Raw genomic sequence first — 12,021 nt, 5'->3', positions numbered from 1 at the left:
GCAAGCTGCTTCCCACAGTTGTCATTTCCCCAACTTGCGCAACTCATCCGACTCCACGATCCGCACACCATCCTGTTCTTCCAGGGCCAGCCGCCACATGGCGCGGGCCAGGTTGCAGGCTTCGATGGCGCCGTATTTGCCGGGCAGCAATTTGGCAATCGGTGCGGCGAGCTGTTCGGCCCAGCGGGTTTCCGGACGGTTGCCCACCAGCAGGGCCGGGCGGGCGATGGTCAGTTGCGGCCAGTCCTGCGCTCGCAGGGCTTCTTCCATTTCACCCTTGGTGCGGTTGTAGAACACGCTGGACCGGGCATCGGCACCGATGGCGCTGATCACCAGAAAATGCCGCGCTCCCAGTTCGCGGGCGCGTTCTGCCACGGCCAGTACCATATTCAGGTCGATGGCGCGGAAGGCCTCCTGCGAGCCTGCCTGTTTGATGGTGCTGCCCAGGCAGCAGAAAGCGATATCCACTTTGCCGCCGAGGGCAGGTAAAAGACTGTTCAGTTCGCCCACCGGGTTTTCCAGGCGGGAGTGGGCGGATAATGGGCGACGGGTGGGGGCCAGCACGCGGCTGACGGTGGGTTCGTTGAGCAGGCGATCAAGCAAGTGTTCGCCTGTGAGTCCGGTAGCCCCTGCAAGCAGGATGTGTTGCGGCGTCAAGTACATAGTGTTTCTCCCTTGATACTGAATAGCCTAGCGGCTAGTAGAGGTCTTCGCTTCCTTGCGATTCAACGTCGTATTCAGCGCTCGTTCAGCCTGATTCTTGCGTAACAGTTGCCAGCGGGCGATGACGCCCTTGGGGGCCCATATCTGGGGTTCGGAAGCCTCGAAATCATCCTCGATTTCGCGTTGCGCGACATACGCTTTTGCCTCGTTGAAAGCTTGTTGCAGGTCATCGGTTTCGACCAGCGCCCTGGCAAATAGTGCATCGCCGAAATAAGTGAAGTCAGCTTCTTCGGAGCAGCCGAACGATACACGGTCCGCTCGCGAGGCCGTCATGACCAGGGTTCGCTCGTCCTTGAGGTCGGGGATGAAACCACCCGAATAGCAGGAAGAAATCACGATGATCTTGTCGCGGTCTTTCAGCGGTGCCAGTGCGGCGGCCAGTGCATCGGCAGGCAGATCCGCCAGTGACAGACGCGGCTGATCGAGCACCAGTTCATGATCCTGGGTGCCATGGCTGGTCAGGTAAATGAATATCAGATCCTCCGGGCCGCTGCGTTGCGCCAGGGTCCGGGCGGCGCGGCCGATGGATTCGCGGGTCGCCAGCGGGCGGTCTTCCATGTGATCGCGATGATTGACCAGGCTGATTTGCCCCGACGCGCCAAATCGCGACGCCAGCAGGTTGCTGACGTAATCGGCCTCGCGCATGAACACGCTTTGCTTGCCGTCACCGGCCACGACCAGGCTGTACAGCTCCAGAGCGGATGTCGAGGCGGGAACGGCGGCCAGTGCCTTGTCCAGCAACGGCCCCTGGGCGAGCAGGCCGGCTTCCAGTGGATCGGGCAGCAACTTGCCCTGAGCGTCGCGAATCCGCTGACCGTTGGCCCAGACGCCGCGCAGTTCGCTACCGTCGGCGGAGGTCAGGACTCCCGGACCTTGATAGGTGTCATTGGCGAACTGGCCGACGTAGTGGCTGCCATCGGCCAGTTGCAGACGGCCTTCGCCGGAAAACTGCCAATTGTTGAACTGGCCTTGATAACGGCTGCCGTCCGAGCCGATCAGTTCGCCCGGGCCGGTCAGCGCTCCTTCCTTGAACTGGCCGTTCCAGACATCGCCGTCGCTGTTCTCGTAGCGGCCTTTGCCATCGAGCAGGTTGTTGCGAAAGCCGCCGATATAGTGATCGCCATCGGCGCTTGCGAAACTGCCGTTACCCTGGAGCTGGCCGTTGACGAAGGGACCGCTGAACTGATTGCCGCTGGCATCGGTGCGCACGCCTTCGCCGTTGGGTTTGCCTTGGGCGAACTGGCCCTGGAACTGGCTGCCGTCCTCCATCTCAAGGCGTCCGGGACCATCGTATTGACCGTCCTTGAAATGGCCTCGGTAGAGCACGCCTTTTTCCTGCCAGGTGCCTTCGCCATCCCGGCGTCCGAGCTTGAAGCCGCCGACGTACGTCCCGCCTGCGGTGGTCAGCTTGCCCTGCCCCTGAAACATGCCGTGTTCGAACTGACCTTTGTAAATATCGCCGTTGCTGGCGTGCCATTCACCGCGGCCATGACGCAGACCATTCTCGAACTGGCCCGCATACCAACTGCCATTGGGGTAGTCGATACGGCCTTCGCCCTGCAACCGGCCATTGACCAGATCGCCACGGTAGCGTCCGCCGTCGGCCAGCAGGCCATCGGGAGGCAACAGGGATTCGCTGTCGCCGCAGCCAGCGATCAGGAGGGTCAGAGCCAGAGGAGCAAGCGCGCGCATTTGAGATCCCAAGAGAGTAGGTCCGTGACTCTGCTTGAGCAGATGTTCGTGTCACACCGGGGGGAGTATGCCGCAGCGAGTAAGAGGGGTGAAACAGTCTGTTACGACTGTTTCATGTTTCAATGGAATTACACAAAACACAGTGACAAGGGTTCGGCGACAAAGGCCGGTTTTTCCTGACCTTCGATTTCCATGGTCGCCGTGGCCTTGAGCAGCCACTGCCCCGGTTTTTTCTCCGTGGCGTCGGTGAGTTCCACTTTCAGACGTACCCGTGAGTCGACTTTCACCGGCTGAACGAAACGTACGCTGTCCAGGCCATAGTTGACCACCATCTTCAGCCCTTCGGGCATGACCAGCAGATCGCCCATCAGCTTGGGGATCAGCGAAAGCGATAGCAGACCGTGGGCGATGGTGCCGCCAAAAGGAGTTTGTGCTGCCTTGACCGGATCGACATGAATGAACTGGAAGTCGCCGGTGGCTTCGGCGAACAGATTGATGCGTTCCTGATCGATGGTCAGCCATTCGGAACGTCCCAGTTCCTTGCCGATGTAGTTCTTGAGCTCTGTAGCAGGTACAAAAGGCATGTCATTCTCCTTGATCTTTCGGTTTTACACCTTGATGCCCGACCCCGCGAGGGCATTGCCTGTCGGGCGAGTGACAAGATCAGCAGAGGGTAGCCGGTTGGTCAAGTGACTCCGTGCAGGCGAATACCTGTCCATAGCGTTGAACGCAGCGTGTTTATAATGGCGCCGTGAATTCACCGGGTTCATTTATTTCTGGAGTTCCCATGCTGCTAAGGGGTCTTACATGGCTGGTGCTGTTCCAACTGCTGGGGACGGCGCTCAATCATCTGTTCTTGTCGGTACTGCCGGGGCCGATCATCGGGCTGGTCTTCATGATCGCGTACCTGATCTGGCGCGGTGAGGTGAGCGAGCCCATCAGTGTCGCAGCCGGCAGTCTGTTGCGTTACCTACCCCTGCTGCTGGTGCCGCCTGCGGTGGGCGTGATGGTTTATGCCTCGGCCATTGCCGAAGACTTCTGGGCCATCTTTGGCACCCTGTTTGTGTCGCTGATCGTTTCCCTGACCTTTGTCGGCTGGCTGATGCAGAAACTCATCGAGCGTCAGGCGCGCCGTCAGGAGCAGCCATGAACCTGGACTGGCAGGGTGCCTGGATGTCGGTGATTCATCATCCGCTGTTTGGCATCGCCATTACCCTGGGTGCCTATCAACTGGCGATGGCCGCCTATGAGAAAACCCGCTGGCTGTTCCTGCAGCCGGTGCTGGTCTCGATGGTGGTCGTGATCGGCATCCTGTTCGGTTGCGGTCTGGATTACACCGAGTACCGCAAAAGCACCGAGATCCTCGGCATTCTTCTGGGGCCGGCCACGGTTGCGCTGGCGGTGCCGCTTTATCTGAATCTGCGGCGGATTCGGCAGTTGTTGTGGCCAACCTTAACTACGCTGGTGATTGGTGGTGTTTTTGCCACCGGCCTGTGCCTGTCCCTGGGCTGGCTGCTGGGTGCCGATCATATGATCCTGATGACCATGGCGCCCAAGTCGGTCACCTCGCCGATTGCCATGCTGGTGGCCGAGCAGATCGGGGGCGTTGCGGCACTGGCTGCGGTGTTCGTCTTGATTACTGGCGTGTTCGGTGCCATTTTCGGGCCGGGCCTGCTGTCCTTGGCGCGTGTGCATCATCATGCGGCACGTGGCATGGCGTTGGGGCTTACCGCCCATGCGGTGGGAACCTCGCTGGCCTTGCAGGAAGGCGAGGAGGCGGGCGCTTTTGCTGCCCTGGCAATGAGCCTGATGGGTGTTGCAACAGCGTTGTTTCTGCCGTTGGCCGTGTCTTTGGCTGTTTAAGGGTACTTATTTATGACGTTGCCGCTGTTTCCACTCAATGCTGTGCTGTTCCCCGGTTGCGTGCTCGACCTGCAGTTGTTCGAGGCGCGCTATCTGGACATGGTTAGCCGCTGCATGAAACAGGGTGAAGGCTTCGGCGTGGTGTGCATCACGCATGGCAGTGAAGTCGGCATGGCTCCCGAAGGCTACTCGCTGATCGGCTGTGAAGCGCTGGTCACCGATTTCCAGCAGCAGGAAAACGGTCTGCTGGGGATTCGTGTCGTCGGCAGGCGGCGTTTCCGGGTAATCGACGCCACCGTGCAGCGGGACCAGTCGCTGCTGGCCGAGATCCAGTGGCTGGACGAGCAGCAGGAGCGGCCCTTGCAGGAAGAAGATGCCGATCTGGTCGCCTTGCTCGAAGCGCTGGGAGAGCACCCCATGGTCGCCTCCCTGAACATGGGGCTCGAGGCCAGCGGTCAGCAATCACTGGCCAATCAACTGGCCTATCTGCTGCCCTTTACCGAGCAGGACAAGATCGAACTGCTGGAAATCGACGATCCCGAAGAGCGTCTGGATGCAATCCAGGATCTGCTCGACGAGATGCAGGGCGACCTGCAGGCCTGATCTTTTTCGCGAATGAATTTGCTCCTGCTGCGGGAATTCATTCGCGAAGGCACAACACTCAATACTGATAGCGCAACGTCGCATGCGCCAGAGCGTGGACGGCGAACACGCCCAGCAGACCGGTTATGGCTGGCACGATCAGCCACCACACTTTCGCCGACATGGCCGGCAATGGCGTCTGATGCTGGATCAGGGTCAGGCTCGCGGCGCAGATACAGAACGCCAGCATCATCCCGGCCAGGATATCCGTCGGCCAGTGGACCCCCAGGTAAACCCGTGACAAGGCAATGGCCAGCGCCGGAACGCCGCCCAGCAGCAGCCAGGTCAGGCGCAGTCTGACTGGCTGCCCGCGTCCGGCCAGCACCGCCAGGGTCATGAACAGCGCAAACGCCGCCGAACTGTGTCCGCTGGGCATGCTGTAGGTGGTCAGCGGGTCCAGCAGAACGTCAGGCCGGGCGCGGCCGAAAAATGCCTTGAGCGTACCGTTCGCCACGGCGGTGCCCAGTGTGGTGGCAAGGGCGAAAGCCGCATGACGCCATTGCCGGGCGATCAGCAGGACAATGATCAGCAGTGCCGCAGCCAGCAGTTGGGCCTTGAAGTCGCCAATGCTGGTGACCAGCAGGACGATATTCTGTGCGGTCGCGCTGCGATGTTCCTGGACCAGCGTCATAAGGCCCTGGTCGAAATGGTTCAGGTACGGCCAGCCGATCAGCAGGGCCGCCAGCATCAGCACGCTCAGGCCTGCAATCACCTTGGTCGCATGACGCTGTTTGCGCATGCTGGTCTGGATGCTCAGCCCGAACAGGATGGCCAGGCCTGCACCGACGAAGGCGGCTTCGCTCCAGAAGCCTTCAGGCAATGGCAGGCGAATGGCCGCGCCGGCAGCCCAGCCCGGCATCAGGTAAACGATCGACCAGCCGGCGGCGGCGATGATGCTGACAATTGCGAAGCGCGGGAAGGGCATGTCGAACATGCCGGCAATCATCGGCAACATCGGGCGCAACGGCCCGATGAAACGACCTACCAGCAGGCTGGCGATGCCATAGCGATGGAAATAGGTTTCTGCACCCGTCAGCCATTCCGGATGCTGACGCAGCCCCGGCAACTGGCGGATATTCTGATGGAAGTGCTTGCCGATGAAGTACGAAACCGCATCCCCCAGCAGGCCGCCCAGAAAACCCAGCAGCAATACTTCGCTCAACGACAGAATGCCGCTGCCTGCCAGGGCTGCGATGGCGAACATCAGAACGGTGCCTGGCACGACGATCCCGGCAATGGCGACACACTCGATGAATGCCACCACGAATATCGCTATCGCCACCCAGGACGGGTTCGCGGTCAACCAGCCAGTAATGCCATCGAGCAGTTCGCCCATGGATCAGTTTCCTTGAGGGATTAGAAAATAGTCGCGGCCTTCGACCTGACCGCGTCGTAGTGGGTTCCGCGTGCAGAAGCGGGCGTATTCGGCATCGACGAAGCGGTACATCAAGTCTTCGTCGCGGCCCTGGGGAATCCCCAGGCGTGTGGTTTGAACGATGAGTTTCGGTGTCTGACCGATGTCTTCGACCAGCAGCTTTTGCGGATCGAAACGCCTGGCGTCCCAGTCGGGCACTTTCAGGCCCAGCGCCTTGCACAACAACGTCTGGCCCGCGCACAGACGCTCCTGCGAGCGAATGGCGCCGCTGGCATCCGGGTTGTTGAGTTGCATCTGTGCCAGGGCGTTGGCGTCGCTGAGTTCATCGACCCAGGCAAAACCGGACTTGATCAGCACCGCATTGCCCGGCCCTTCGGCGCTGAAATTCAGCGAGTCCCCACCACGGGCGTAATACATATAGATGTGCCCACCGTCCAGAAACAGCGCCTTGCGTTTTTCGGTGTACCCCAGTGAAGCATGGCTGCCTTTTTCGGTGCGGTAATAGGCTTCGGTTTCAATGATGCGTGCCGCCAGCCACAACTCACCAACTTTGTGCCGAATCACCTTGCCCAGAAGATCGCGGGCCAGAAGCTGGGCATCTCGATGGAAAAAGCTGTCGGCAAGAGCAACGGGCATAGGCGGACACGTCAGGTAAGAAGGGCGAAGATCATAACAAGCGCTGCCTTAAATGCATCTGAATGTACCTTGAAGGGCGACTTTGTTGTTTCTGGAAATGACAAAAACATCGACAGGACGGCAAACTTTCTCTGTAGGAAGCTTCCTGGGGGCGAAATGGTCGCCGTTGTATCCGATTTTGCACTGTTATCGACCATCCGCCTGTCTGCGCTGTCGTTCGGGCGACGCGACAGCTATAATCGGCCGCTTTCTTCTCTGCCAAGACCTCTGAGACCATGACTGAGTCCGTTCTTGACTACATGACCCGCCTGGGTCGCGCCGCCCGCGAAGCTTCGCGAGTGATCGGACGTGCCAGCACCGCGCAGAAAAACCGCGCCCTGCAGGCCATTGCCGCCGCTCTGGACGAAGCCCGCGCCGAGTTGTCCGCCGCCAACGAGCTTGACCTGAACGCAGGTCGTGCCAATGGCCTGGCTCCCGCCATGCTCGAACGCCTGGCCCTGACCCCCGCACGTATCGACAGCATGATCGTCGGGTTGCGTCAGGTTGCCAGTCTGCCGGACCCGGTGGGCGCAATCCGCGACATGAGCTACCGGCCTTCAGGTATTCAGGTCGGCAAGATGCGCGTACCGCTGGGCGTGGTCGGGATCATCTACGAGTCGCGTCCGAACGTGACCATCGATGCAGCGAGCCTGTGCCTCAAGTCCGGGAACGCGACCATCCTGCGTGGTGGTTCCGAGGCCATTCATTCCAACCGTGCGGTGGCTGCCTGCATCCAGCGCGGTCTGGCCGAGTCCGGCTTGCCTTCCGGTGTGGTGCAGGTCGTCGAAACTACCGATCGCGATGCCGTGGGCGCGCTGATCACCATGCCTGAATATGTGGACGTCATCGTTCCGCGTGGTGGCAAGGGGCTGGTGGAGCGCGTCAGCCGTGATGCCCGTGTGCCGGTCATCAAGCATCTGGATGGCATCTGCCATGTGTATGTCAGTGCCGAGGCCGATTTGCCAAAGGCTCAGAACATTGCCTTCAATGCCAAGACCTACCGTTACGGCATCTGCGGTTCGATGGAAACCCTGCTGGTGGATCAGGTCGTGGCGGCCGAGTTCCTGCCTGCAATGGCGGCCCGTTTTCGTGAAAAGGGCGTCGAGTTGCGTGGCTGCGAGCGTACCCGCGCGCTGATCGACGCGATTCCTGCGACCGAAGAAGACTGGCATACCGAATATCTGGCAGCGATCCTGTCGATCCGTGTGGTGACCGGGCTGGACGAAGCCATCGAGCACATCAACCACTATGGCTCGCATCACAGTGACGCCATCGTGTCCGAGCATCAGGGCCAGATTCGCCGTTTCATGGCTGAAGTCGACTCCAGCTCGGTGATGATCAATGCCCCGACCTGCTTTGCCGATGGCTTCGAGTACGGTCTGGGTGCCGAGATCGGCATTTCTACTGATAAGCTGCACGCCCGTGGCCCGGTCGGCCTGGAAGGCCTGACCTGCGAGAAATACATCGTGATCGGTGACGGTCAATTGCGCGGCCAGGAGCCAGCCTGACTTGAGCGAGCCCGTAGCAGCCTTGCCCAGACGTATCGGCATGCTGGGGGGGACGTTCGACCCGGTACACATAGGTCATTTGCGCGGCGCACTGGAAGTGGCCGAGCTGCTTGAACTCGATGAGTTGCGCCTGACGCCCAGCGCCAGGCCTCCGCATCGCGACATGCCGAGTGTGACTGCACAGGACCGTCTGGCGATGGTCCGGTGTGCGGTGGCCGGTGTGTCACCCTTGACGGTGGATGACCGTGAGCTGAAGCGGGATAAACCGTCGTACACCATCGACACTCTGGAATCGATGCGGGCCGAACTGGCCGCAGAGGACCAGTTGTTTCTGTTATTGGGCTGGGATGCCTTTTGCGGTCTGTCCACCTGGTATCGGTGGGAAGAACTGCTGGAGCACTGCCATATCGTGGTGCTGCAACGCCCGGACGCGGACAGCGAGTCGCCGGATGCCATGCGCAACCTGCTGGCGGCACGCTCGGTCAGCGATCCCAAGGCCCTGAAAGGGCCGGGCGGACACATTACATTCGTCTGGCAGACGCCGTTATCGGTGTCTGCCACCCAGATCCGTCAACTGCTGGCCAGCGGTAAGTCGGTACGTTTTCTGGTGCCAGACGCGGTACTGGCCTATATCGATGTGCACGGACTGTACTGTGCGCCGAAAACTGATGGAGCGCCCTGAAACTGCTTTTATAGACAAGCGTTTGGGCGTTTCCACATATATGAGCTGAATGAGTTTCTTATGACAAAGCAAAAACTGAGTAGTGAAGAAGTCGTGGCATTGGCAACGGCTGCACTGGAAGACGTCAAGGGTGCGGACATCCTGGCGCTCGACGTGCGTGACAAGACCAGCATCGCCGACTACATGCTGATCTGCACCGGTACCTCCAACCGCCAGCTCAACGCGCTGGTCGATAACGTTCGCGAGAAGGTCAAGGCTGCTGGCCTGATGCCGCTGAGCGAGGAAGGCAAGGGCGACAGCGACTGGGTTCTGCTGGACCTGGGCGATGTCGTGGTTCACGTGATGACCGCTGCCGCACGCCAGTTCTACGATCTGGAGCGCCTGTGGCAAGGTGCCGAGCAAAGCCGCGCTGCCAGCGCTGCGCACCACACTCCGGGCCACGAATAAGGCATCGCTGTGCGTCTGCGTCTGATCGCCGTTGGTTCGCGTATGCCCAAGTGGGTGGAAGAGGGTTGGCATGAGTATGCCAAGCGTCTTCCTTCCGAACTTGCGCTTGAACTCGTGGAAATTCCGCTCAATACCCGTGGCAAGAATGCCGACGTGGCACGCCTGATCCGTCAGGAAGGCGAAGCCATGCTGGCCAAGGTGCAACCGGGTGAGCGGATCGTCACGCTTGAAGTGCAGGGCAAGCCCTGGAGCACCGAGCAACTGGCGAGCGAGCTCGATCGCTGGCGTCTGGATTCGCGCACGGTAAATCTCATGGTCGGAGGGCCGGAAGGTCTTGCCCCGGAGGTTTGCGCGCGTAGCGAGCAGCGTTGGTCGCTGTCACCACTGACCTTGCCGCACCCGCTGGTGCGGATCCTGATCGGTGAGCAGATCTATCGCGCCTGGACAGTTCTGTCCGGGCACCCTTATCACAAGTAGCCTTGTCTTTACTGTGAACGCGCCCTAGATGCCTCAGCCGATCCGCCTAAAAGACCATGAAAAAGACGCACGCCTTGTGCGCAGCAGGGTCGTGTTCGGGGCAGTGGCCGTCATGTTGCTGGTGTGCGTCCTGATTGCACGCCTGTATTTCCTGCAGGTCATTCAGTACGACTACCATTCGACCCTTTCGGAAAACAACCGGGTCCACGTCCAGCCGATTCCGCCGAGTCGCGGCCTGATTTTCGACCGTAATGGCGTTGTGGTGGCCGATAACCGGCCAAGCTTCAGTCTCAGCGTGACCCGCGAGCGTTCCGGCAACTGGTCCCAGGTGCTCGACACCATCGTCGAAGTACTGCAGCTCACGCCCGATGACCGCATCATCTTCGAGAAGCGCATGAAGCAGGGGCGTCGGCCATTCGAGCCGGTGCCGATCCTGTTCGAGCTGACCGAAGAGCAGATTGCCCTGATTGCCGTTAACCAGTTCCGCCTGCCCGGCGTCGAGGTGGTGGCGCAACTGGTCCGTCACTATCCCCAGGGGCCGCACTTTGCCCACTCGGTCGGTTACATGGGGCGCATCAACGAGAAAGAGCTCAAAGGCCTCGATCCCGTCAATTACAGCGGCACGCACCATATCGGCAAGACCGGTATCGAACGTTTCTACGAAGACGAGCTGCACGGTCAGGTCGGTTACGAGGAAGTCGAAACCAACGCCCGCGGACGTGTCTTGCGTGTACTCAAGCGCACCGACCCGATTCCCGGCAAGGACATTGTCCTGAGCCTGGACATCAATCTGCAGGAAGCCGCCGAAGCCGCACTGGGCGGTCGTCGTGGCGCTGTCGTGGCGCTGGACCCGAACACGGGCGAGGTGCTGGCGATGGTCAGCGCACCGAGTTTCGACCCGAACCTGTTCGTGACGGGGATCAGCTTCAAGGCCTACGCCGAGTTGCGCGATTCGATCGACCGGCCGCTGTTCAACCGTATTCTGCGCGGCCTCTATCCACCGGGCTCCACCATCAAGCCGGCAGTCGCCGTTGCCGGGCTGGATGCGGGTGTCGTGACCCCGACCTCGCGGGTGTTCGACCCTGGCTATTACCAACTGCCGAACTATGACCACAAGTACCGCAACTGGAACCGCACCGGCGATGGCTGGGTGGACCTCGATGTGGCGATCATGCGTTCAAATGACACTTACTTCTACGATCTGGCGCACAAGCTCGGTATCGACCGGCTGTCCAGCTACATGAACAAGTTCGGTCTGGGGCAGAAAGTGTCTCTGGACATGTTCGAGGAATCCCCCGGCCTGATGCCGTCCCGGGACTGGAAGCGTGCGACCCGGCGTCAGGCGTGGTTCCCCGGCGAAACACTGATTCTCGGGATCGGCCAGGGCTATATGCAGGCCACGCCGCTGCAGCTGGCGCAGGCCACTGCCCTGGTCGCCAACAAGGGCAAGTGGAACCGGCCGCATCTGGCCAAGAGCATCGAAGGCAAGGCTCCGGTTGACGAGAACCCGATGCCGGACATCATCCTGCGCGATCCGTCCAACTGGGCCAGGGTCAACCACGGCATGCAGGAAGTGATGCACGGTGCCCGTGGTACGGCACGCAAGGCTTCCATCGGTGCGCAGTACCGGATCGCCGGTAAAAGCGGTACCGCTCAGGTTGTCGCCATCAAGCAGGGTGAGAAGTACGACCGCACCAAGGTTCAGGAGCGCCATCGTGACCACGCCCTGTTCGTGGGCTTTGCGCCGGCCGACAACCCCAAGATAGTCGTGGCTGTGATGGTGGAGAACGGTGAGTCCGGCTCCGGTGTTGCGGCTCCCGTGGTTCGTCAGGTGATGGATGCCTGGCTGCTCGACCAGAATGGCGTCCTCAAGCCTGAGTACGCCGGTTCCCTGAATCCGGAGGCTGCGGCCCGTGAAGAGTAATTTCGACCGCATC

Annotated in this window: 13 protein-coding genes; 8 read left to right on the top strand and 5 right to left on the bottom strand. The window is 60.6% G+C overall.

The window, feature by feature from the left end; genetic code table 11:
* Positions 1-21: 21 nt before the first annotated feature.
* The 3 genes from JSY17_RS13405 to JSY17_RS13395 form a co-directional block, all read right to left on the bottom strand.
* Positions 22-663 (bottom strand): oxidoreductase, encoded by a 642-nt coding sequence (locus JSY17_RS13405; RefSeq protein WP_117181999.1) that lies wholly within the window; start codon positions 661-663, stop codon positions 22-24.
* 27 nt (positions 664-690) lie between these two features.
* Positions 691-2,415, bottom strand: a complete 1,725-nt coding sequence (locus JSY17_RS13400; protein ID WP_201014248.1) for a C13 family peptidase — start codon at positions 2,413-2,415, stop codon at positions 691-693.
* A gap of 128 nt (positions 2,416-2,543) precedes the next feature.
* Entirely contained in the window at positions 2,544-2,999 is a 456-nt protein-coding gene (locus tag JSY17_RS13395) for a MaoC family dehydratase (RefSeq protein WP_117163518.1), read from the bottom strand.
* A gap of 203 nt (positions 3,000-3,202) precedes the next feature.
* Here JSY17_RS13395 and JSY17_RS13390 point away from each other — a divergent pair, with 203 nt between their 5' ends.
* The 3 genes from JSY17_RS13390 to JSY17_RS13380 are packed head-to-tail and all read left to right on the top strand — an operon-like array spanning position 3,203 to position 4,881.
* The gene (locus tag JSY17_RS13390) at positions 3,203-3,565 is read left to right on the top strand and encodes a CidA/LrgA family protein (RefSeq protein ID WP_117163517.1); all 363 of its coding nucleotides are present in this window, start codon (positions 3,203-3,205) and stop codon (positions 3,563-3,565) included.
* Positions 3,562-4,278 carry an LrgB family protein gene (locus JSY17_RS13385; RefSeq protein WP_117182001.1) on the top strand — a complete coding sequence of 239 codons (717 nt, stop codon included), beginning with the start codon at positions 3,562-3,564 and terminating at the stop codon, positions 4,276-4,278. The genes JSY17_RS13390 and JSY17_RS13385 overlap by 4 nt, the downstream gene beginning before the upstream one ends.
* A 12-nt stretch (positions 4,279-4,290) precedes the next feature.
* Positions 4,291-4,881, top strand: coding sequence for an LON peptidase substrate-binding domain-containing protein (locus JSY17_RS13380; protein ID WP_117182002.1), 591 nt, complete (start codon positions 4,291-4,293; stop codon positions 4,879-4,881).
* Between the two features lie 58 nt (positions 4,882-4,939).
* Here the strand turns inward: JSY17_RS13380 and JSY17_RS13375 are convergent, their stop codons facing one another.
* Positions 4,940-6,256 carry a bifunctional DedA family/phosphatase PAP2 family protein gene (locus tag JSY17_RS13375; protein WP_117182003.1) on the bottom strand — a complete coding sequence of 439 codons (1,317 nt, stop codon included), beginning with the start codon at positions 6,254-6,256 and terminating at the stop codon, positions 4,940-4,942.
* A gap of 3 nt (positions 6,257-6,259) precedes the next feature.
* Positions 6,260-6,931 carry a DNA-3-methyladenine glycosylase gene (locus JSY17_RS13370; protein ID WP_206401914.1) on the bottom strand — a complete coding sequence of 224 codons (672 nt, stop codon included), beginning with the start codon at positions 6,929-6,931 and terminating at the stop codon, positions 6,260-6,262.
* Between the two features lie 275 nt (positions 6,932-7,206).
* Between JSY17_RS13370 and JSY17_RS13365 the strand changes: the two genes are divergently transcribed.
* Genes JSY17_RS13365 through mrdA form a run of 5 tightly spaced genes read left to right on the top strand, consistent with a single transcriptional unit; the run spans position 7,207 to position 12,008 of the window.
* Positions 7,207-8,478: a glutamate-5-semialdehyde dehydrogenase gene (locus JSY17_RS13365; RefSeq protein ID WP_117182005.1), complete on the top strand. Its 1,272-nt coding sequence runs from the start codon at positions 7,207-7,209 to the stop codon at positions 8,476-8,478.
* 22 nt (positions 8,479-8,500) lie between these two features.
* A complete protein-coding gene (nadD, locus tag JSY17_RS13360; protein ID WP_162880486.1) occupies positions 8,501-9,160 on the top strand; it encodes a nicotinate-nucleotide adenylyltransferase in 660 nt (219 codons plus the stop codon).
* Between the two features lie 60 nt (positions 9,161-9,220).
* Complete coding sequence (gene rsfS, locus JSY17_RS13355) at positions 9,221-9,607, top strand: ribosome silencing factor (RefSeq protein WP_117163511.1); 387 nt, start codon at positions 9,221-9,223, stop codon at positions 9,605-9,607.
* A gap of 9 nt (positions 9,608-9,616) precedes the next feature.
* A complete protein-coding gene (gene rlmH, locus JSY17_RS13350; RefSeq protein WP_025261972.1) occupies positions 9,617-10,084 on the top strand; it encodes a 23S rRNA (pseudouridine(1915)-N(3))-methyltransferase RlmH in 468 nt (155 codons plus the stop codon).
* Between the two features lie 28 nt (positions 10,085-10,112).
* A complete protein-coding gene (gene mrdA, locus JSY17_RS13345) occupies positions 10,113-12,008 on the top strand; it encodes a penicillin-binding protein 2 (protein ID WP_117163509.1) in 1,896 nt (631 codons plus the stop codon).
* Positions 12,009-12,021 lie beyond the last annotated feature (13 nt).

It is taken from the genome of Pseudomonas capsici (genome assembly GCF_017165765.1).
In the GTDB taxonomy this organism is placed as follows: domain Bacteria; phylum Pseudomonadota; class Gammaproteobacteria; order Pseudomonadales; family Pseudomonadaceae; genus Aquipseudomonas; species Aquipseudomonas capsici.
The sequence above is the reverse complement of the archived record's forward strand: the minus strand, read 5'-3'. Positions and strand labels throughout refer to the sequence as shown.